Origin of the sequence: Williamsia sp. D3, from assembly GCF_000506245.1 — a bacterium.
Taxonomy (GTDB): domain Bacteria; phylum Actinomycetota; class Actinomycetes; order Mycobacteriales; family Mycobacteriaceae; genus Williamsia; species Williamsia muralis.
The window spans coordinates 1-21,663 of the sequence record NZ_AYTE01000032.1 but is presented as its reverse complement, the minus strand read 5'-3'; the positions used below and the strand labels follow the sequence as shown (position 1 = coordinate 21,663).

Annotated in this window: 21 protein-coding genes and 3 pseudogenes; 6 read left to right on the top strand and 18 right to left on the bottom strand. The window is 64.7% G+C overall.

The features are described 5' to 3' along the window. Positions 1-5 precede the first annotated feature (5 nt). The 5 genes and pseudogenes from W823_RS50370 (at position 6) to W823_RS57850 (ending at position 4,299) form a co-directional block, all read left to right on the top strand. Positions 6-896 (top strand): CoA transferase subunit A, encoded by an 891-nt coding sequence (locus tag W823_RS50370; protein WP_023961168.1) that lies wholly within the window; start codon positions 6-8, stop codon positions 894-896. After that, positions 893-1,717, top strand: coding sequence for a CoA-transferase (locus W823_RS50365; RefSeq protein WP_023961166.1), 825 nt, complete (start codon positions 893-895; stop codon positions 1,715-1,717). The genes W823_RS50370 and W823_RS50365 overlap by 4 nt, the downstream gene beginning before the upstream one ends. Then, the gene (locus tag W823_RS50360) at positions 1,714-2,802 is read left to right on the top strand and encodes a nitronate monooxygenase family protein (RefSeq protein ID WP_023961164.1); all 1,089 of its coding nucleotides are present in this window, start codon (positions 1,714-1,716) and stop codon (positions 2,800-2,802) included. The genes W823_RS50365 and W823_RS50360 overlap by 4 nt, the downstream gene beginning before the upstream one ends. A gap of 140 nt (positions 2,803-2,942) precedes the next feature. After that, positions 2,943-3,617: pseudogene (locus W823_RS59710) on the top strand (DUF222 domain-containing protein); the annotation flags it as partial. An 88-nt stretch (positions 3,618-3,705) separates the two neighbouring features. Beyond that, positions 3,706-4,299, top strand: a complete 594-nt coding sequence (locus tag W823_RS57850; protein ID WP_023961160.1) for an HNH endonuclease signature motif containing protein — start codon at positions 3,706-3,708, stop codon at positions 4,297-4,299. Here W823_RS57850 and W823_RS59030 read toward each other — a convergent pair. From W823_RS59030 to W823_RS50320, 6 genes and pseudogenes are all read right to left on the bottom strand, one after another. Next, a pseudogene (locus W823_RS59030) lies at positions 4,271-4,818 on the bottom strand (DUF389 domain-containing protein). The gene W823_RS57850 and the pseudogene W823_RS59030 sit on opposite strands and share 29 nt — an antisense overlap. Positions 4,819-5,268: 450 nt before the next feature. Then, positions 5,269-5,901 carry a TetR/AcrR family transcriptional regulator gene (locus W823_RS50340; protein ID WP_051406656.1) on the bottom strand — a complete coding sequence of 211 codons (633 nt, stop codon included), beginning with the start codon at positions 5,899-5,901 and terminating at the stop codon, positions 5,269-5,271. A 94-nt stretch (positions 5,902-5,995) separates the two neighbouring features. Further along, entirely contained in the window at positions 5,996-7,504 is a 1,509-nt protein-coding gene (locus W823_RS50335) for an aldehyde dehydrogenase family protein (RefSeq protein WP_023961156.1), read from the bottom strand. A 137-nt stretch (positions 7,505-7,641) separates the two neighbouring features. Then, entirely contained in the window at positions 7,642-8,796 is a 1,155-nt protein-coding gene (locus tag W823_RS50330; protein ID WP_023961154.1) for an acetyl-CoA C-acetyltransferase, read from the bottom strand. 45 nt (positions 8,797-8,841) lie between these two features. Further along, complete coding sequence (locus W823_RS50325; RefSeq protein WP_023961152.1) at positions 8,842-9,654, bottom strand: SDR family oxidoreductase; 813 nt, start codon at positions 9,652-9,654, stop codon at positions 8,842-8,844. Then, entirely contained in the window at positions 9,651-10,904 is a 1,254-nt protein-coding gene (locus tag W823_RS50320; RefSeq protein WP_023961150.1) for an acyl-CoA dehydrogenase family protein, read from the bottom strand. The genes W823_RS50325 and W823_RS50320 overlap by 4 nt, the downstream gene beginning before the upstream one ends. Before the next feature lie 131 nt (positions 10,905-11,035). Here W823_RS50320 and W823_RS50315 point away from each other — a divergent pair, with 131 nt between their 5' ends. After that, positions 11,036-12,640 (top strand): FadD3 family acyl-CoA ligase, encoded by a 1,605-nt coding sequence (locus W823_RS50315; protein ID WP_023961148.1) that lies wholly within the window; start codon positions 11,036-11,038, stop codon positions 12,638-12,640. Between the two features lie 256 nt (positions 12,641-12,896). Here W823_RS50315 and W823_RS50310 read toward each other — a convergent pair whose 3' ends face one another. From W823_RS50310 to folB, 12 genes and pseudogenes are all read right to left on the bottom strand, one after another. Further along, a complete protein-coding gene (locus W823_RS50310) occupies positions 12,897-13,229 on the bottom strand; it encodes an Lsr2 family protein (RefSeq protein ID WP_023961146.1) in 333 nt (110 codons plus the stop codon). A gap of 149 nt (positions 13,230-13,378) precedes the next feature. Beyond that, entirely contained in the window at positions 13,379-14,950 is a 1,572-nt protein-coding gene (gene lysS / locus W823_RS50305) for a lysine--tRNA ligase (RefSeq protein WP_023961144.1), read from the bottom strand. Positions 14,951-14,979: 29 nt separating this feature from the next. Further along, entirely contained in the window at positions 14,980-15,420 is a 441-nt protein-coding gene (locus tag W823_RS50300; protein WP_023961142.1) for a hypothetical protein, read from the bottom strand. Positions 15,421-15,590: 170 nt separating this feature from the next. Beyond that, positions 15,591-16,415, bottom strand: coding sequence for a type III pantothenate kinase (locus tag W823_RS50295; protein WP_023961140.1), 825 nt, complete (start codon positions 16,413-16,415; stop codon positions 15,591-15,593). A 1-nt stretch (position 16,416) separates the two neighbouring features. Continuing rightward, positions 16,417-16,848 carry an aspartate 1-decarboxylase gene (panD, locus tag W823_RS50290; RefSeq protein ID WP_023961138.1) on the bottom strand — a complete coding sequence of 144 codons (432 nt, stop codon included), beginning with the start codon at positions 16,846-16,848 and terminating at the stop codon, positions 16,417-16,419. After that, positions 16,845-17,762, bottom strand: a complete 918-nt coding sequence (gene panC, locus W823_RS50285; protein WP_023961136.1) for a pantoate--beta-alanine ligase — start codon at positions 17,760-17,762, stop codon at positions 16,845-16,847. The genes panD and panC overlap by 4 nt, the downstream gene beginning before the upstream one ends. Further along, a complete protein-coding gene (locus W823_RS50280; protein ID WP_023961134.1) occupies positions 17,759-18,682 on the bottom strand; it encodes a Rossmann-like and DUF2520 domain-containing protein in 924 nt (307 codons plus the stop codon). Before W823_RS50280 ends, panC begins: the two co-directional genes overlap by 4 nt. Positions 18,683-18,852: 170 nt before the next feature. Next, positions 18,853-19,272 (bottom strand): hypothetical protein, encoded by a 420-nt coding sequence (locus W823_RS59025; protein ID WP_235189630.1) that lies wholly within the window; start codon positions 19,270-19,272, stop codon positions 18,853-18,855. Next, positions 19,269-20,033: a DUF6779 domain-containing protein gene (locus W823_RS59020; RefSeq protein WP_235189629.1), complete on the bottom strand. Its 765-nt coding sequence runs from the start codon at positions 20,031-20,033 to the stop codon at positions 19,269-19,271. The genes W823_RS59025 and W823_RS59020 overlap by 4 nt, the downstream gene beginning before the upstream one ends. 113 nt (positions 20,034-20,146) lie before the next feature. Beyond that, positions 20,147-20,547: pseudogene (locus W823_RS50270) on the bottom strand (DUF3180 domain-containing protein). Between the two features lie 101 nt (positions 20,548-20,648). Beyond that, the gene (folK, locus tag W823_RS50265; protein WP_023961132.1) at positions 20,649-21,191 is read right to left on the bottom strand and encodes a 2-amino-4-hydroxy-6-hydroxymethyldihydropteridine diphosphokinase; all 543 of its coding nucleotides are present in this window, start codon (positions 21,189-21,191) and stop codon (positions 20,649-20,651) included. After that, positions 21,188-21,562, bottom strand: a complete 375-nt coding sequence (gene folB / locus W823_RS50260; RefSeq protein ID WP_023961129.1) for a dihydroneopterin aldolase — start codon at positions 21,560-21,562, stop codon at positions 21,188-21,190. Before folB ends, folK begins: the two co-directional genes overlap by 4 nt. Positions 21,563-21,663 lie beyond the last annotated feature (101 nt).

Here is a 21,663-nt window from a genome sequence, read left to right as displayed (position 1 = left end):
ACACAGTGGCAACCGACAAGACCAGCAGTCTCGACGACATCGTCGGCGAGATCGAGAGCGGCATGACCATCGGAATCGGTGGCTGGGGTTCGCGACGCAAGCCGATGGCACTCGTGCGGGCCCTGGCCCGATCGAACGTCAAAGACCTCACCGTGGTCACCTACGGTGGCCCTGACCTCGGGTTGCTCTGTGCCGCAGGCAAAGTGACCAAGGCATACTACGGTTTCGTCTCGCTCGACTCGCCGCCGTTCTACGACCCGTGGTTCGCCCACGCCCGTACCACCGGCGCCATCACCGTGCGTGAGATGGATGAGGGAATGGTGAAGTGCGGACTCGAAGCCGCCGCATCGCGCCTTCCGTTCCTGCCCATCCGCGCCGGACTCGGATCAGACGTGTTGAAGTTCTGGGAAGGTGAACTCGAAACCGTCACCTCGCCGTACCCGGACGCCGACGGACGCAGCGAGACCCTTGTCGCGATGCCGGCCCTGAAACTGGATGCGGCGTTTGTGCATCTCGACATCGCCGACAAACACGGCAATGCCGCCTACACCGGCGTCGACCCCTACTTCGACGACCTGTACTGCGGTGCGGCGAAGCGCCGCTACCTCGAGACCGACAAGCTGGTGAGCACCGAGGAGCTGGTGGCAACCGTTCCCGTGCAACGACTTCTGCTCAACCGGCTGAACGTCGACCGGGTGGTGCACACGCCGAACGGCGCTCACTTCACCTTCGCCGGTGACTACAAACGCGACGAGGCGTTCCAGCGTTTCTACGCCGAGTCCGCCAAAGACCCTGCCAGTTGGCAAGAGTTCTCCGACCGATTCCTCGCCGTCGACGAAGAGCAGTACCAAAAAGAGGTCGAGGCATGGAACGCCGAACGAAAGGCCGCACAGTGACATCACCCGCGAATTCCACCGAATCGACCGTCACCCGGGCCGAGATCTGTGTGATCGCCTGTGCCGAGATCTTTTCCGGCGCCGGCGAGACGATGGCCTCCCCGATGGCCACCACCCCGCTCATCGGCGCCCGCCTGGCCCGCCTGACGAGCGAGCCCGACCTGCTCATCACCGACGGCGAGGCGTTGATCTTTGCCGACACCCCCGCTGTGGGTGCCAGTGGCCCGATCGAGGGCTGGATGCCGTTCCGCAAAGTCTTCGACGTGGTCGCGTCGGGTCGCCGCCATGTTGTGATGGGCGCCAACCAGATCGACCGCTACGGCAACCAGAACCTGTCGGCGTTCGGTCCACTGCAGCAGCCCACCCGCCAGATGTTCGGTGTACGCGGGGCGCCCGGGAACACCATCAACCACCCGACGAGCTACTGGGTGGCCAAGCATTCGGCCAGAGTGTTCGGCGGGGTTGTCGACGTGGTGTCGGGTGTCGGATACGACAAGGTCGACCCGGCCAATCCGGCGTACCGGTTCCTCGACATCCATCGCGTGGTCACCAACCTCGGGGTCTTCGACTTCAACGGTCCCGGCCACACGATGCGTGCGTTGAGCCTGCACCCCGGGGTGAGTGCCGATGAGGTCGCCGAGAACACCGGCTTCGAGGTCGCGGGTCTCGCCGAGGCCGGCGTCACCCGCACCCCGTCCGACGAGGAATTGCGTCTGATCCGCGAGGTCCTCGACCCGAAGGGGCTACGGGAGAAAGAAGTCAAGCCTGTCGAGGCCGGAGACGCAGCGAAGCGGAGCTCGACCGAATCGGCCGCGAAGTGAGCGCGCCTGCGCCCGGGCTCGCCACGCGGTTCACCGAGCTTGTCGGAATCAAGTACCCGATCGTGCAGACCGGAATGGGCTGGGTGTCGGGGCCGTCGTTGACGTCGGCGACCTCGAACGCCGGCGGTTTGGGCATCCTGGCATCGGCGACGATGACATACGAGGAACTCGAAACCGCTGTCGCAAAGACGAAATCGTTGACCGACAAGCCGTTTGGCGTCAACATCCGCGCCGACGCCACCGACGCGCCAGAGCGGATCGACCTGCTTATCCGCGAGAAGGTGAAGGTTGCGTCGTTCGCGTTGGCGCCCAAGCCTGATCTCATCGCCAAGCTAAAAGACAACGGTGTTGTGGTCATCCCGTCCATTGGTGCGGCCAAGCACGCTGTGAAGGTGGCGTCTTGGGGTGCCGACGCGGTCATCGTGCAAGGCGGTGAAGGCGGCGGACACACCGGACCCGTGGCCACGACCCTTCTGCTCCCCAGTGTGCTCGATGCTCTGGGCCCCAACGGTATTCCGGTGATCGCAGCGGGTGGCTTCTTCGACGGTCGCGGACTTGTCGCCGCGCTGTCATACGGCGCCGAGGGTGTCGCGATGGGCACCCGCTTCCTTCTGACCTCGGATTCCGCTGTGCCGGATGCGGTGAAGAAGGAATACCTGGCCCGCGGGCTCAGCGACACGGTGGTGTCGAAGAAGGTCGACGGGATGCCGCACCGGGTTCTGCGGACCGAGTTGGTCGACAAGCTCGAATCTGGCAGCGCTCCCACAGCCCTTGCGGCCGCAGCGAAGAACGCCAACAAGTTCAAGCAGATGACCGGCATGAAGTGGTCGGTGATGCTCAAAGACGGGCGCACCATGCGCAAGTCGGGCGAACGCACCTGGCAGCAGATCATCATGGCCGGCAATACCCCGATGTTGTTGCGCGCCGGGCTCGTCGAGGGCAACACCGAAGCCGGTGTGCTGGCGTCGGGTCAGGTGGTCGGGATGATCGACGACCTCCCCAGCTGCGACGAGTTGGTTCAGTCGATCATGTTGTCGGCGTGGACCAATCTTGAACGTCTGGGGAAGTTCACTCCGGGGGTCTGAGTGAGGCACTATCACCCTGAGAACTGTCGGGTAGCGGGCCGCCGAGGGGCATGTTCCCTCGGCGGCTTTGTATTTGGCGGTTTTTAGGGTCGCAAGGGAACGCCTCAGGCGATGTCAGACCCCGTCGCTAAAGTAGTCGTATGTTGTTGATCGAGGGGGGAACTCGAGTCACACAGTTGGCCGAGGGATTGAGAACTGTTCCGCGCGAGGAGAACCGCCGGTTCGCGCAGACGATCGCCGACGTCGTCGAACTGGCGACACTGCGAGTCCAGGAAGAACTGGCCATCTCCGGTGATCTGGACAAGGGCGCACGCATCCCAGTCGTCGAAGTGTCTATGCTGCTGAATGTTTCACGCACGATGGCCGGCATCTACATCGACAACGGCCTACAACTGCGCGACCGATTCCATCAGACACGTGCAGCGTTCGAAGCCGGCGACATCGGATTCACCCATGTCCGCGAGATCGTCACCGCACTGCAGGGTCTCGACGACGAGCTACTCGACCGCGTCGAAACCGAAGCCCTACTGATTGCCCAACAGGGCCTCTCACGCTCAACCCTGCGCAACGAACTCGACCGCATGGTCATCGCCGCCGACCCCGACGGGGCAGCAGAACGACGCACAGCAATGCAACCGCACCGCGACTACCGCTCCTCCCGCGACCTCAACGGCCTCGCCCACATCTCCGCGACCATCACCGCAGCCGAAGCCGCCGAACTCGACGCACAAATCACCGCAGTCACCGGCACCGTATGCACCCGCGACCGCCGCCAACCCCACCAACAACGCGCCGACGCCTTCGTCGCCGTCATGCGCGGACACACGCACCTCGACTGCACCTGCAAAACGCGACCAATGCCCCGAAAAGCACCGCGAACCCCTACCCGCCCCACCCAAGCCAATGGTCAAAATCCACACCGACGCAGCAACCCTGGCCGGCCTGACCGGACAAGTCCCCACCATCGACGGATACGGCGTCATCGACCCCGCACTCGCACGCGAACTCGCCGCCGACGCCACCTGGCAAGGCCTCTACAAAGAAGCCGACCAATTCGCCCGAGGTCGTCATCGGCAACCAGGCGTCACCGCTCCACCACCGGGGCTGCTGCCACCCGACGGCCACGGCGGATTCCCCGAACCACCACCAGGCGCACTCACCTACCAACCATCACAAGCACTACGCGAAGCGATCATCGCCCGCGACGGCACCTGCCGCACCCCAGGATGCTCCACCCCGGCATCCGAATGCGAGATCGACCACATCATCCCGTTCAACCACGCCGACCCCCGATCAGGCGGCTGGACCATCGAACAAAACCTCGGCGCCATCTGCCGCCCCGACCACAAACGCAAAACACTCGGCTACTGGATGACGCGTATGCACACCGACGGAACCATCACCTGGACAACCCAATACGGGCAAACATTCACCACACGGCCCCACGGATTCGACGACGCAAGAACGGTCACATCTCCGGCGGTCGAGGCTGCCTGAGTGACCGGTTCTTCAACACCCTCGCGCGGTAGGCCGACAACCTCTGCCAACTCGCCTGCTGCAGCGCCAAGGTGAGCCACCCCGCAACGGCCATCCCCGCCAAGTTGATCAGCAACTGCGCCAGACTGCCCACCACGGTGCCGCCGAGACCGAACGTAATACCCAACGCCATGTTGCCGGCGGCCGGAATCGTGGTGACCGAGATGAACACCCCCGACAAGCCACCAAGCCTTGCCGACGTCAGCGACAGCACACCAGCGCGCCCGCGAGCATCGCCACTATGAACGACCACTTGTCAGGCGAGTAGATGAACTCGGTGTCCGGCCGCGCCTCCACCACGTCGATCACCGTGATCCACCCCAGTGCGCGGGCGATCAACGCAAAGACGGTGGTGGCCACGATCGCGATCACAAAGCCGCCACTCAACGTGGCCACCGCGCGCCGCAGCAACCCGAACCTCCGGCGCACCAGCGCAACTCCCAAAGCAGCAACCGCACCGAACTCGGGGCCGAGCACCATCGCGCCGATTAGGAGAATCGTCGAGTTCAGCACAATCGCAATCGCGCACAGCAGCGTCGCGAGAAACATGAACATCGAGAACGTCCAGTTGAACTCGGAATCCTCGTACGCCTGCTGGGTGACCTCAGTCCAGACCACCGCGTCCGCACTCGCGCCAGGGGTGACGCGCTCCGCGTCGAAAGCCTTCTGCGACATCCAAGTGGGCACTCGAGCGATCTGCACCGAACCGACCCGATGCACTCCCAGATCCCGCAGTTCGTTGATGATCTCGTTCACGCCCTCGCGGGCTACTTCGACCTCGAGCACATCGCCCGCCGGTTTGACCGACGAACCGGCGAACACGGCGACGTTGCTGACCGCCGAGTCATGGACAAGCATCTCCACGATCTGCTCGGTGAGCTCGGTCGGCGTGACCACCCGCATGTGCAGCATCGCAACAAGAGTGCCACGTCAGCGGGGAATGATCCCATCGAGCACCACACTGAGGTACTGCTCGGCCACCTGATGCGCGGTCAGCTCGCCACCGGGCCGATACCAGCGCACCGCAACCCACACGGTGTCACGCATGAACCGGTAGACCAGCTCGACGTCGAGATCGCTGCGGAAACTACCGTCGGCGACACCACGATTGAGAACGTCTTTCCAGAGGGTGCGGAACTCGACATTGCGGTCGCGTATGTAGGCGAAGCGGTCCTGCGTGGACAATCGCTTGGCTTCGTCTTGATAGATGGCGACGGCGTAATGGTCGCGGTCGATGCTCTCGAACGAGGCAACAACCAACGCGCGCAGCGTCTCTCGCGCGGGCATGCCCGCCGCGACAACCTCGTGGTAGGTGTCGAAGAGCGAGTCCAGGAAACTACGCAGGATCTCGTCGACCATCGATTCCTTGGAATCGAAGTGGTGGTACAGACTGCCGGAGAGGATGCCCGCGCTGTCGGCGATGTCGCGCACTGTGGTTGTGCGCAGCCCGCGCTCGGCGAACAACGAACTTGCCACCGTCAGCAACTCGTCGCGCCGCGACGTTCTGGTCCGGCTGTCCGCCAGGCCTGAGTCTGATTCAATCCGCTTTCGGGTCGCAGCCACCCGCCTCACCTCCAAGAGCTCAAGCCTAGCAAGCGCTTGGTTGTTCAGGCGTCCCACCTGCACGAAGCGGGTGGCATGCGATCCGTCGGTAGAGCTAGTGTCCCAGCTTCTTACGGGCCCGCGCGTTGAAGAACTTCCACAACTTCAACTGCGTGTTGGCGTTCTTGGTGTCTTTGGCCGTGAACGGCGCCGACATCATCTCGGACACCGCGATCTTCAACGTCGAGAATGCCACCGCCCGGGTATGGGAGAAGGTGTCAAAACCATACTTGCCGTGATAGCTGCCCATGCCACTCTGGCCGGAGCCGCCGAACGGCAGGTCTGGCCCGAACATGTTGATGGCGAAGTCGTTTCCGTTGATCGAACCCGACCGGGTGGCGTCGGCTATCTTCGCGAATCGCTCATTGCGGTCACCGTGCCAGTACATGGTCAACGGGTTCGGATGACTTGTGACGTGGGCGATCACCTCGCCGAGATCGCGGTAGGGATAGACAGTGAGCACGGGGCCGAAGACCTCGTCCTCTTCGATCTTCATCCCGGCCTTCACTCCGGTGAGCAGGGTTGGCGGAATCTTCCGAGCTTCCGCGTCCGGAAGACTTTCGCCTGCCGGGATCACCTGGTGCTTGGTGGCACCGAGTGAGACGGCATCGTCGATGAGGTCGACGATCCGGTTGAAGTTCTTCTCGTTGATGGTCGAGGTGTACTGCGGATTGTCCTTGATCGACGGGAGGTTGCTGCGCCAGCGGGCCAGCACCTTGTCGGTGAACTCTCCCAGCTTGGCTTCGGGCACCCACACGTAGTCGGGGCACAGGCAGACCTGACCGCCGTTGACCAGGCGGGCGTCGGCGATGCGCTGGGCCGCCTGATCGATGTCGGCGTCGATGTCGACGATCACCGGGTTCTTGCCGCCGAGCTCGAGCGTGACGGGCACAAGGTTCTTGCCGGCCTCAGCGGCCACCGATCGACCCACATCCGGCGAGCCGGTGAAGAACATGTGGTCGACCTCGAGCTTGGCAAAATCTGAACCGCCGCCGTGAGCGCTGGTCAGCACAGCGAACTCCTCGAGGCTGAAGTACCTCGGCGCGTGCTTGGCGAGGACCGCGGTGGTCTTGGCGGTGACGGACGACGGACGCACCAGCACTCGATTGCCCGCAGCGAATGCCGAGCCCGCCGGCACGATAGTCAGGTTGAGAGGAAAGTTCCAGGGGCCCATGATGCCGACGACACCCTTGGGGTCGTGGCGGACCTCCTGGCGGAATCCCGCCCGGGCCATCAACTTGCCCGGCGTGGACGTCTCCATCCACTTGGTGACATACCTCTTCTGATGCGAGAGGTCGATCATGCATCCGGCGATGTCGGCGGCCATCGACAACTCGCGTGGTCGAGTCCCGAAGTCGGCATTCAACGCCTCGGCAAGCTCTTCGGCGTTGTCGAGCAACAGGGCCTGGAGGCGAACGATCCGGTCGATGCGAGTCTGCGCGTCGGGGATTCCGTCACGCAGGAACGCGGCCCGCTGCAGCTCGAGCAACTCCTGCAGCGACAACGTGTCGGCTGATTTGTGCTCTGTGACCTGCTTTTTAGCTACGTCTGCCGGTTTGGTCATAACGCGGACCTCCAAATTGCCCTTGGTTACACACGAAACGTTGGAACGATTTTCCAAGTATGTCGCAAACCAGTATGCGCCAACTCACACCGGGGGCGCCAGTGACCCGGGGGCAAAGAGGAGGTACGCGAGCTCGACTACAGCCGCTCGATGATCGTGACGTTGGCGGTGCCGCCACCCTCACACATCGTTTGCAGGCCGTAGCGGCCCCCGGTGCGCTCGAGTTCGTGCAGCAACGTGGCGAACAGCTTGGCGCCGGTGGCTCCGAGGGGATGTCCGAGGGCGATGCCGCCGCCGTTCGGGTTGACCCGGGCCGGGTCGGCACCGGTCTCCTTGAGCCACGCGAGCACCACCGGGGCGAATGCTTCGTTGATCTCGATGACGTCGATGTCATCGATGCTCAGGCCGCTCTTCTCGAGTGCGTACTTGGTGGCGGGAATCGGCGCAGACAGCATCATCACGGGGTCGTCGCCGCGCACCGAGATGTGGTGGATGCGCGCGCGGGGCGTGAGGTTGTACTGCTTGAGTGCATCCTCGGACACCACGAGGGCAGCCGAAGCGCCGTCGCAGATCTGGGAGGCGACAGCAGCCGTCAGCGACGAGCCCTCGGCCAGTACCGGAAGTCCGGCCATCTTCTCCAGCGATGTCTCGCGAGGGCATTCGTCGACGACACAGTCGCCGAGCGCCACGGTCTCCGCAGCGAAGTGGCCCTCATCGATGGCGCGGCGCGCACGCTGGTGCGACTGCAGAGCCCACTGCTCCATGTCTTCGCGGCTGATGTCCCACTTCTTGGCCATCATGTCGGCGCCGGCGAACTGAGAGATCTCGGCATCGCCGAACCGCTCGTCCCAGCCGACCGATCCCTTGAACGGCCCTTCGAATCCGTACTGGACGCCGGCCAGCATGGCGGCCGAGATGGGGATGGCGCTCATGTTCTGGACGCCGCCGGCGAGCACCACGTCCTGCGTGCCACTCATCACGGCCTGCGCGGCGAAATGGATGGCCTGCTGCGACGACCCGCACTGGCGGTCGATGGTGGTGCCGGGGATGTCGAGGGGCAGACCGGCTGTGAGCCAGGCGGTTCGGGCGATGTTGCCGGCCTGCGGCCCGATGGTGTCCACGCACCCGAAGATGACGTCGTCGACGACCATCGGGTCGATACCGGTGCGTTCGAGCGTCGCCTTGATGACGTGCGCGCCGAGATCGGCAGGGTGCACCTTGGCCAGTGAGCCGTTGCGCTTGCCGACCGGCGTGCGTACGGCATCGACGATGTACGCCTGAGGTTTGGACATTGTGTGCTCCTTCGATCAAAAAACGTGGCGGTTCGATCTGGTGGGTCAGGCCCGCTGGCTGGAGATGGAGACCACTTCACCGGTGAGGTAGGTGGTGTAGTCGCTGGCGAGCATTGCGATGGTCGCCGCGATCTCCCAGACCTCGGCGGCGCGTCCGTAGGCCTCGCGCGAGGCGAGGTCGGCGAGCAGCTCTTCGCTGGTGACCTTCGCGAGGAAGGGATGGCGGGCGATGGAGGGAGCCACCGCGTTGATTCGCACGCCGTACTCGGCGGCTTCGATCGCCGCACACCGGGTCAGGGCCATCACCCCGGCTTTTGCTGCGGCGTAATGGGATTGGCTGTGCTGTGCACGCCAGCCCAGAACCGACGCATTGTTCACGATCACGCCGCCGTGGGGGGCGTCGCGGAAGTAACGCAACGCCGCGCGAGTCGCGCGGAAGGTACCGTTCAACGTGATGTCGATGACGCGGTCCCACTCGTCGTCGTCCATGTCGACGACCGGGGTCTCACCACCGAGTCCGGCATTGTTGATCAGCACGTCGATACGGCCGAGTTCGGAGGCCGCGGACTCGATCAGGGCATTGACCTCTGAGGTCTTCTGCACGTTGCACACCACGGACGCCACGGTCTGATCGGCGAACTCACCCTTGAGTTTGTCCACGGTCTCGCCGAGCCTGCGTTCGTGCCAATCGCTGACCAGCACATCGGCGCCTTCGGCCAAAGCCCTGCGCGCGGAGGCGAACCCGATCCCGGTGCCCGCGGCGGCCGTCACCACGACCTTGCGGCCGGCGAGCAGGCCGTGACCTGGGATCTCTTCAGGCGGCGTCGCCAGCGGACTGGAACCTTGCTGAACTGTCACGGTCGTGCCTCTCGAGGTAGTCCGAGCACCCGCTCGGCAATGATGTTGCGCTGCACTTCATTCGAGCCGCCATAGATCGTGTCGGCGCGGGTGAACAAGAACAGCCGCTGCCACTGATCGAGTTCCACCTTGTCCGGCTCGAAGATGTTGTTGGGTTCACCCTCGCTGGTGCGATCGGGTGCGATGAGCGACGGGGCCCCCTGGACCGCCATTGCGAGCTCGCCGAGGTCACGATGCCAGTTGGCCCACAACAACTTCGACACCGAGGCCGCTCCCCCGGCGCCGCCGGTGTCCACCACGGCAAGTGTGCGTTGTGCGTGGGCACGCATCACCCGGAGCTCGAGCCATGCCCGGGCGATCCGCTCCCGGATCACCGGGCTGTTCGACGACCCGTTGGCCTTTGCCATCTCCACGATGTGTTCGAGTTCGCGCGAGAAGCCCACCTGCTGACCGAGCGTGGACACACCCCGCTCGAACTCGAGCAGACCCATCGCCACTTTCCAGCCCTCACCGGGTTCGCCGACGACAAGGCCGGCCTCGGTGGTGGCGTCGTCGAAGAACACCTCGTTGAACTCGGAGGTACCGGTGAGCTGCTGGATCGGCCGGACGGTGACGCCGGGTTGATCGAGCGGCACGAGGAGAAAACTCAGTCCCTTGTGACGCGAGGACCCCGGCTCGGTGCGGCACAGCACAAATGCCCATTGGGCGACGTGTGCCAGCGACGTCCAGATCTTCTGGCCGTTGATGACCCACTTGTCGCCGTCGAGTGTGGCGGTGGTGGAGATGTTCGCCAGGTCCGACCCCGCGCCCGGTTCGGAGTAACCCTGCGCCCACAACTCGTCGACCGTGGTGATGCCCGGCAGGAAACGCTTCTTCTGTTCCTCGGTCCCGAAGGCGATCAGCGTCGGGCCGAGCAGTTCCTCGCCCACGTGGCTGACCCGGGCCGGCGCGCCTGCCCGGGCGTACTCCTGATGAAAGATGATGCGCTGCTCGATGGACGCGCCTCGGCCGCCGTGTTCCACAGGCCAACCGAGGCACGTCCACCCCGAGGCGGCCAGCAGCCGGTCCCACGCGAGCCGCGGCCCGTAGAACTCGTGTTCGCTGCCCGGGCCGCCGCGTGACTTCAGATCCGCGAACTCGCCGGTCAGATTGTCGTCGAGCCACTGTCGTACGGCAGCCGCGAAATCGGCCGCCGAACCATCCCATTCACCCAGGTCCACGCCTCGGTCAGCGAGGTTGATCGCCGTCATGTGAACCAGCGTAACCGACCAAGCACTTGCTCGGTTAGCGCACCCAAGCAAGTGCTAGGTTTTGGCTTCGGAACCTGCGCTGTACCAGGTGGTACTAGCCTTTTACGCAGGTGTGAGCTCCGGGAGGAATCGTGTCCATTTCAGCAGATCAGCCCACCCCAGACCGGCTCGACGTCGACGCCGTCATCACCACACCGCAGGCCTTGCGCCGAGCCGCGGAATTGTGGCCGGACGGTCTGGCGATCATCGACGACCAGTGGGGCGAGACGGTCGAACTGACCTGGTCCGACCTCCTCGGCGCCGTGCGTACTTTCGCGGCCGGCCTGATCGCGGAGGGCATCGAGGCCGGCGACCGGGTCGCCATCTGGGCACCGAACAGCTTTCACTGGCCCATCGCTGCGCTCGGCGCCCATTTCGCCGGCGCCACCCTCGTCCCACTCAACACCCGTTACACCGCGGCGGAGGCGCTGGAGATCGTTCAGCGCACCAAGGCCCGGGCGATCGTCGTGGTCGGCCGATTCCTCGGCACCGACCGGGTCGAACAATTGTGCGCCGAGGCAGGCGGTGACCTCGCTGCAGCATCGGACCTGGCCGTGGCCATCCGCGTACGCCTCGAGGCGGATGACCATCGGGGTGCGGTCGCTGTCGACTGGAACGACTTCCTCTGTGCAGCAACCGACGAGGGGAGGGCCGAAGCCGACGCACGTGCATCTGCGGTCGCACCCACCGACATCTCCGACGTGCTGTTCACCTCGGGGACCACCGGCAGGTCAAAGGGAGCCCTCGCCGAGCATCAGCAGACGGTCGCCGGCGCTCGAGCGTGGGCCACCAACGGGAAACTGGGGACCGACGACCGCTACCTGATGGTGAATCCCTACTTCCACACCTTTGGATACAAGGCCGGAATCCTCGTGTGCACCCTGATGGGCACCACGATGATCCCTCTGGCGGTGTACTCCACCGATGCCGCGATGCGGCTGATCGAGCAACGCAGGGCCACCGTGTTCCCCGGCGCCCCGACCATCTTCCAGACGATCCTCGACGCTCCGCAGCGCCCCGAGTTCGACCTCTCGTCACTGCGGCTGGCAGTCACCGGCGCCGCGATCGTGCCCGTGGTGCTCGTCGAGCGGATGCAACGCGACCTCGGCATCGAGACCGTCATCACCGCCTACGGCCTGACCGAGGCGAGCGGCTTCGTCACCACCTGCACACCCGACGACGACGATCAGACCGTGGCCAACACGTGCGGCCGCCCGTTCACGGGCATGGAGATCAAGCTCTCGGAGAACGGCGAGGTGCTGGCCCGCGGCAAGATGGTCATGCGCGGTTATCTCGACGACCCCAAGGCCACCGCAGAGGCGATCGACGCCGACGGCTGGCTGCACACCGGCGACATCGGAACTATTGACGAGCGCGGAAATCTCTCCATCACGGACCGCCTGAAAGACATGTACATCAGCGGCGGATTCAATGTGTACCCCGCAGAAGTCGAGCAGGTTCTCGCCAGAATCGAAGGGGTGGCCGAGGCTGCCGTCGTCGGGGTACCTGATGAGCGATTGGGAGAAGTGGGGCGCGCTTACCTCACGTTGTCACCGGGCGCGTCCGTTGACGAAAAGTCGGTCATCGAGTACTGCCGTCAGAAACTCGCGAACTTCAAGACCCCGCGTTCGGTCATCATCATCGACGAGTTCCCACGCAATGCCGGCGGCAAGATCCTCAAGCGCGAACTGCACTGAACCCGGCCATGCCTGTCTTCGCGAGCTTTGTTCCGCTGATGAACAGTTTGTCTCACTTCGACTATCCGCAACTCGAAAGGGACAACGGTTTGTCACACAAGTTCACAAATGATCGCGACGGTCATAAATGTTTTCGATTCTTTTCTGAATGCGCACTAATACAATTCGAAGAGAACCGCCGGAGAAACAAATGACGGGCGGCCCGATTCCTCGGGCCGCCCGTCATTTTGACTACAGTTGTGGTCAGTTCAATGCGTCAGTGCGCCTCGTTGTAAGCCTCGACGACATCCGCGGCAATACGCCCGCGCGATGACACCTGGTGGCCGTTACGACGGGCCCAGTCACGGATTGCCGCGGTCTGCTCGCGATCCACAGATGCCTTGGTGGCGATCCCTTTCGCGCGCTTACGGCCACTCACACGTCGGGCATGCTCAGCCCATTTCGCCACGTCGTCACGCAGCTTGTCAGCGTTCTTGCTGGACAGGTCGATCTCGTAGGTGACGCCATCGACGCCGAACTCCACGGTCTCGTCCGCTGTCTTGCTGTCATCAACATCATCTACGAGTGTGACGGTTACCTTCTTAGCCATAATGCTCCATTCTGATGGCTCCCGGATCCAACTTTGACAGTTCCGGCACACAACGCAAACGAACAATATTCATGGTGGCCGCCTATCGGCCGCCAGCATAGCGCGAATGAACCGTCAACGCTAATAAGAGGAAGCGTTTTCCAGTAACGTCATTGCTGCGGCTTGACGAGTGGAAAGAGGATGGTTTCGCGAATGCCGAGACCCGTAAGAGCCATCAGAAGTCGGTCAATGCCCATTCCGGTACCGGTCGTCGGCGGCATGCCCTGCTCCATGGCCGCAAGAAACTCTTCATCGAGCACCATTGCCTCATCATCACCGGCACGAGCCAAACGGGCCTGGTCGACGAACCGCTCCCGCTGAATCACCGGATCGACCAATTCGGAATAACCGGTAGCCAATTCGAACCCGCGGACATAGAGATCCCACTTTTCACTCACACCCGGCTTGTCGCGGTGCTCACGCACCAGGGGTGATGTCTCGACCGGGAAATCGCGGACGAATACCGGCCCCGACAACCCGTCGCCCACCTGGTGTTCCCAGAGTTCCTCGACGAGCTTGCCGTGGCCGTAGCCCTTGCCTGCCGGGATCTCGAGCCCCACATCGGCGCTGATGGAGAGCAGTTTCTCGACCGTCGTGGCCGGCGTGATCTCGATCCCGAGCGACTCGGAGAGCGAGGGATACATCTCCACCGACTTCCATTCCCCGCTCAGATCGTTGATCGATCCGTCGGCCATCTCCGGGGTCAGGGTGCCGAGGGCGGCCATCGCCACTTCCTGAATCACCTCACGGGTCATCGTCGCCGAGTCGTCGTAGGTGCCGTACGCCTGGTACGTCTCGAGCATCGCGAACTCGGGCGAATGGGTGCTGTCGGCGCCCTCGTTGCGGAAGTTGCGGTTGATCTCGAAGACCCGCTCGATACCGCCGACCACAGCCCGCTTGAGGAACAGCTCTGGGGCGATGCGCAGGTAGAGGTCGATGTCGAGGGCGTTGGAATGGGTGACGAACGGCCTGGCGGCCGCACCACCGTGCAGCGTCTGCAGCATCGGTGTCTCGATCTCCAGGAATCCCCGCCGCTCCAGCGCCGCGCGCAGTTCCCGCAGGACCGCGACGCGTGTTCGCGCCATCTCGCGGGCCTGGGGTCGCACGATGAGGTCGACGTACCGCTGGCGGACACGCGTTTCCTCGTTCATCTCCTTGTGCGCCACCGGAAGTGGGCGCAGCGCCTTGCTCGCCATCTGCCACGTGTCGGCGAGCACGCTCAGTTCTCCGCGTCGCGAGCTGATCACCTCGCCGTGTACGAACACGAAGTCACCGAGGTCCACGTCGGACTTCCAGGCGGCCAGCGACTCCTCACCCACGCCGTTCAGGCTGATCATGGCCTGCAGCTGCGTGCCATCGCCTTCTTGAAGTGTTGCGAAGCACAGCTTCCCGGTGTTGCGGATGAAGATCACCCGGCCGGCGATGCCGACGACCTCACCTGTCTGGGTGTCGGGCTCGAGGTCTGGGTACTTCGCGCGGAGCTCGGCCAGTGAATGGGTGCGCGGAACCGACACGGGATAGGCCTGACCACCCTCGGCGAGGATGCGATCGCGCTTCTCGCGCCGAACTCGCAACTGCTCCGGGGTCTGATCCTCGGTGTTGTCGTCTGCTGCATTTTTCCGGCCTTGGCCACGGGCTTCATTCACGCCAACGACCCTAGCGGCCGAACCTGGGTTGGCCATATTCGACGGGTCGCCAGGTCGGCGCGTGATCAGTGCGCGGAGAACATGCTCCACTCGCGCTCGGTGTGACCGGCGACCGGACGCCGGTCGGCCGAACGGGCGAGCGCCATCTGGCCACCGGCAACAAACCGGGCGCCGGGCACCCCCGCGGCCTGCAGGTGCCAGGTGAGCATCTCGGCGTCGTGACCGTCCACCCCGATGAGAAGCCAACGGCTGGAGGCGTCAGCGCGACGCAGTGTCTCCCCCGAGCCCGGGATCAGGCGGTCGAGAATCTGTTCGGCGGGAATTGCCAACGCGCCGAGGACGATTCCGTCCCGATCACGTTCCTGCTGGCTACGGATGTCGATGGCCACAGCACCGCTGCGGAGCAGGGAATCGACGTCGTGCGCCGCGACGGACAGCGGAGCAACGGGGTATGCCGACGTGGGCCGACTGGACAGAGAAGGTGCGGGTGCGATGAGCACAGACATGGCTGGCGCTTTCGTGAATGATCGGCAGCAGATCGGCCGAAGAACGGGCGTAGGGGTCATCAAGAGGCGTTTCAGCCCCGACAACACTCCTGACAGCTCCGCGTGATCACGGTGGAGATTGTGCCACAGCGATCACGATCGCACCACCGTCACCCGACCGCGGCAACACCTCAGTCCGGACGCGAGCCCGCCGAACGCCCCTTTGCCCGGGCATCGCGTTGCCGCTCGTACACCAGCCGCAACCCGTCGAGCGTCAGAGTTGGCTCGTGGTGCTGCAACGTCACACACTCATCGAAGACCAGCGGGGCGAGGTAGCCGGTGGCGATCACCGCGATGTCGTCGCCGTCGAAACCCGGCACTTCACGCCGTACCCGGGACACGAGCCCGTCCACCTGACCTGCGAATCCGTACAGGATGCCCGACTGCAGTGCTTCGACGGTGTTCTTGCCCACCACAGAGCGCGGCGGCAACAGCTCGACCTTGCGTAGCGTCACCGTCCGGACGGCGAGGGCCTCGACCGCCAGATCGATACCCGGGGCGATCGCCCCACCGAGGAACTCGCCCTTCGCCGACACCACGTCGACGAGGGTGGTGGTTCCGAAATCGACGACGATGCAGCCGCGACCGTAGGCCGAGTAGGCGGCGAGCGCATTGGCGACGCGGTCGGTCCCGACCTCTTTGGGGTTGTCGACCAACAGCGGAACCCCGGTTCGCACACCGGGTTCGAGCAGCACGTGCGGTCCGGCCCCGAAGTACTTCCCGACCATCACCCGCATCTCGCGCAGCAGAGACGGCACCGTCGACAGCCCGACAACGGCCGTGACCTGTTCCACGTCCGGCCCCAGCAGGCCACGGATGGTCAGCGCCAACTCGTCGGCGGTCATGCGCGACTCGGTCCTCATCCGCCAGTCGCGCAGCAGCCGCGAATTGGTCCCGATGCCGGCATAGACACCCAGGTGGATGTTCGTGTTGCCGACGTCCAGCGCGAGCAACATGTCAGGCGGGGCTGCTCGACAGCACCGGGTGGCGGGGGTCGAGCAGATCCGAGCCTTCCGGTGCGTGTGCTGGGTCGGCACCCTGTTCGACGATGCGGTTCGATTCGTCGACGAACACCACCTTGGGCTGATACTCGAGGATCTCGCGGTCATCGAGTCCGCCGTAGGCGATCAGGATGACAAGGTCGCCCGGGTGCACCAGATGTGCTGCGGCGCCGTTGATACCGATGATCCCGGACCCGCGGGGACCCGAGATCGCGTAGGTGACCAACCGGGCGCCGTTGTTGATGTCGACGATGGTCACCTGCTCACCCTCGAGCAGACCGGCGGCGTCGAGCAGGTCCTGGTCGACCGTCACCGATCCGACGTAGTGCAGATCGGCCTGGGTCACCGTGGCGCGGTGGATCTTCGAGGTCATCATGGTGCGGATCATGCTGGGTTCTCTCCTCTTTCGACGAAACCGGTGCCGATCGCGACACCCACGTTGTCAATGAGCCGGGTGGAGCCGATTCGCGCGGCGACGAGCAGCCTGCCGTCGCCGCGGGCCGGCGGTTCCTCGAGATTGGGGCCGCGCAGTTCGAGGTAGTCGACCGAGACGTCCGGGTGCAGGTCGAAAACGCCGCGGGCCGCGTCGAGGATGGCCTGCTCTCCCCCGGCGGCCGCATAGGCGCCCGCGATCAGCGCTGCCGACAGGGTCGTCGCCAGCTCACGCTGAGCGGGATCGAGGTACCGATTGCGCGACGACATGGCCAATCCGTCGGCTTCGCGCACGGTGGGAACGCCGACGATCTGTACGTCGAGGTTCAGGTCGGTGACCATCTGCCGGATCAACACCAACTGCTGGTAATCCTTCTCCCCGAAGTAGGCCTCCATCGGCGCGGCAATGTTCAGCAACTTGAGCACCACGGTCAGCATGCCTGCGAAATGCGTTGGTCGAGAAGCACCTTCGAGCTCTCCACCGAGCGGTCCCGGGTGCACGGTGGTGCGCGGTCCCGTCGGGTACATGTCGGAGACCTTCGGGGCGAAGACCAATTCGACGCCGGCCGCCCGCAGGAGATCGCAGTCCTCATCGAATGTCCGGGGGTAGGCGTCGAGGTCTTCACCCGCGGCGAACTGCAACGGGTTGACGAAGATGGACGCGATCACCACCGCGTCGCCCTTGCGTTTGGCGGCACGAACCAGTTCGAGATGGCCCGCGTGCAGCGCGCCCATGGTGGGAACCAGCACCACCCGCTTACCCGTCGAACGCAGGGCACGGCTGACCTTGTTCAGCAGCACTGGATCATGATGGACCGTCAATTGCCCAGCGGTGAAAGGTTTCTGGCCCGTGAGGTCACCAGTGGTCATCGATGTTCGTCCCGTCTGCTGTCATTTCCCAAGTCGTCGTCCCTGAGCAACTCGACCAGGTCCGGTGGTGGATCGGTGTACGTGGCGGCGCGGCGGGCGAGCGCACGATATCCCTCCGAGATGCCCGGATCAGCGGCCGTCAGCGCCTGCAGATGCCGGGCCACCGCCGCCGCGTCGCCGCGAGCCACCGGGCCGGTCAACGCCTTCGGGCCGATCTGCAGACTGTTGTCGAGCGCCGCGGTGAGCAGAGGCCCCAGGATCCGTTCCGGCCGCACGTCTTGGCCGTCGACCACCTTGCGCAGCGCTGCCACGGCGTCACACACAAGCGCGACAAGATGATTCGCACCATGAGCCAGGGCAGCGTGATAGAGGGTGCGGTCCTTCTCGTCGATGCGGACCGGTTCGGCGCCCATCTCCAGTACCAGCGATTGTCCGATGGCCAGACCCACCTCGTCCGCTGCAGTGACACCGAAGCAGCAGTTGCGGATCCGGTCCGTGTCCTCTTCCGTCCCGATGAACGTCATGGCCGGATGCAACGCCAGCGGGAGCGCTCCGATGTCGGTGAGCGGATCTAGCACGCGTACACCGTGTGCGCCCGCGGTGTGGGCGACGATGGTTCCCGGCCGCACCGATCCCGACTCCGCCAGATCGGAGATGACAGACGCTAATCGGTCGTCCGGGACCGCGATAACAAGGAGCTCGCACTGTGAGGCGACGTCGGCCACGGCGCGGATCTCGGACTCGGGGAGCCGCTGTGCCGCACGTGCGCGCGAGGCCGGGGACGATGCGGCGACGGCGCCGACCACGTGTTCGGCACGTTCGAGGGCCTGACCGATGGTGGTTCCCACTCGACCCGCCGACACGACGCCCACCGTCAGGCGGGCAGGCGCGGGCCAATTGGTAATCCCCGTCGAGGTCACCGTCGTCCTCCATTCGTTCCAGTCCCTCTGACTTCTCCCCTGGCCGTTGAGTCGAACGCGACCGGGGATGTGTCAGGCACGGGTACCAGACGTCTCGCAGCGAGAATAGAACCAGGCGGACACATATTGCCAATGCCTGTGATCGGGCTCACCCGATAGGACGTGGGCGATCAGCTACGACGGCGGCGGCGTCCACCGGCAGGTGCCGATGATTCGAATCGGGTGAGCAACTCCGAGACCGACCGTCCCGACGCATGTGCGCCTGGATGGTCCGCGGACTGCTCGCCGTCATCGGCCAGCAGCGCGTTGGGGATTCCACCTTCTGCGGGGACAGCCACCTCCCACTCGTCGGTGGGGGTTTCGTCCACGAACGGCCCGGGAGCCGACGACTCGACCTGCGCCTCGGGCGTTCCGTCCGCCTCCTCAGCACGCTTTTCGTGCGCGCCGGCCACCTGCGGCTCAGCGGTACGGGCCACGTCCCCGGCCGCGACGACTTCCGGTGCTGCGTCATCGGCGCGACGCCGGCTACCCGCATGGCGGCCGGACGGTGTCTGCGCGTTGGTGGTGTCGCCGGAGTGGTCCGACGTCACCGCATCCTGCTCACCGGCGTCCGACGACTCTTCGGTGTCGGCCGCGTCGTCTGCCGGTGTTTCGGCAGGCTCCACGGGCACCGGATCCTCGTCGGACACCACCGGGATGACCTGGGTGCTCTCGTTCGGGTTGTCGTCGCGCCGGCGATCAGCCGGGGGTGCCGTGGACGCAAAATCGCGTTCGGCCACGGTTCCATCATCCGGGACCAGCGGCGCCGGCGGGAAATGCTGATCGGCGAAGCGGCCGGGGTGTACGGATTGCCCGACCCCTCATGGCGGTTCGCGCGGTTCTCCAGTTCCGGCAGACGTTCGCGGACCAGGGCGATCCGTTCGTCCGGGAGCTCGCCGAGCAGCTGCTCGAGGCTCGACCGCAAGGACTGCAGCTCCGCCTTGAGCGCGGACAGTTCTTCACCCGACTGTTCGCCGATCTCCTTGCGAACCTGTGTCTCGACGCCCAGTTCGTACTGACGGCGAGCGGAGATCTCACGCTCGAGCTGCAATTCGTAGACCAGTCGGAGGTCACGGGCCTTGGCGTCCGCGGAATCGGCCTGCCGGCGATACTTCGTCACCAGGATGGCGCCGATGACAGCAGCCCACAACGCGGTGATGACGGCCAGCGAGGCGGCGATGCTCATCTCCGAGGTGAAGATCATGAAGATGCTGGAGCTGAGCGCAAACAACAGCAGCACACCGAGCAACCACTGACCAGGACCACGGCGGGCTCTTCTGGCATCAGCCGATCGGCCGGCAGAGGTGGTCATGGTGGCAAACTTACCTGCCCGACTGTGTCGCGTTTGCCATCTGGTGCGGCAAGTCCAGTTATCGATCGTGTTTGTCGAGAGATCTGCACATCTCGCGAGAGATGTGTGGCTACTCAGGTGGCCAGGTCGTCTGAGGGATCGTCCGGCGTGCGGCAGCAGTATTCGAGCCAGAGTGCCGCACCGACAAGCAGCACGCCACCGATCAGGCCGACGATCGTGCCCGGGCGATCATGATCTGCCGCCGCGAGATCGTCTTGCCGGGTGAGCAGATACGCCAGCGTTCCGGTCCACACGCCGACGGCGAGAGCACCGAGAATGGCCGACGCCTTGGCCAGCGCCAGCACGCGCGCCGCGTGATCGGATGCAATTGGCCGCTGTGCGAGCCGATTTGCCGGTCATTCACCCGGGCACGCACCACAAACGCGATCACAACCTCAAGTGCGGCAAGCACATACAGCACGATGCCGGCCAACAGGGGCAGCGGCGGCAGCGATCCGTAGCTGACCCGGACCACCAGGAACACCACAACCGCCACCACAACCGCGAGCATGGCGAGATCCCGGACACGGGTCGGGCCCATCGCGTTGTCGCTGCCGGGATCGGGCTTGCGGCTCGTCACGTGTGTTTCCCTGCGTCGGTACCGGCGGTGGTCAGCGTGTGTTCGGTGAGTCGAACCCCGTCGCGGTCGGCCGGCGTCAATGCGGCCAGCAGATCCGACACCGAAACGTCGGAACCGCGATGACGGAGCACCGCTCCGGGATCGGCGTCCAGCCAGGGAATCAGGACAAACGCCCGCTCAGCGGCACGCGGGTGGGGCAAGGTCAACACCGGATCCGTCGACTCGACAACTGCCCCGTGGTCCGACACCGAGATCACGTCGACGTCGAGAGTTCGTGGCCCCCACCTCTGGTCGCGTACCCGCCTCGCCTCGTTCTCGAGATGCTGACCCACGTCCAGCCAATCGCGTGCGGTCCGGGTGTCGTCGTCGACCAGCAGGGTGGCGTTCAGAAAATCCTGCTGCTCCACCCCGCCCCACGGTTCGGTGGCGTAGACCCGTGAGGCCGCCACCACCCGGTCACCGAGACCGTCGCAGACCGACTGCAGATGGGCGAGCCGGTCTCCGATGTTGGAGCCTATCGAGAGCACCGCACTGCTCACTGCATCCCCTTGCGGGATCGGCGAGCGACGACCGACACGTCGTCGAACTCCAGATCGATTGGCGCAGAGGGCTTGTGCAAAGTCACCTCACACGCCAGTACGGCGTCGAGATCGAGCAAGATCTTGTCGGCTATCTCGGCCGAGACCGTCTCGATGAGGTTGCGCGGTGTGCCGGCGATGATGTCGTGGGCGGTGTGGGCCAGTCCCCCGTAGTCGATGGTGTCGGCGAGGTCGTCCGTCGCCGCGGCCACCCGCAGGTCGGCCCACAGGATGATGTCGACGATGAAGTCCTGGCCGTCCTGCCGCTCGTGGTCGAACACCCCGTGATTGCCCCGAACCTTCAGTCCGCGCAACTCGATTCGATCAGCCATCGTGCCCTTTCGTTACAGCGCCCCCAGCGGAGAACGTGGTCGGACCGGTGTCGGCGCCGCGCGGCCCGCCCGCCTGCCAGGCGTCGGCGACCAGCACCGCA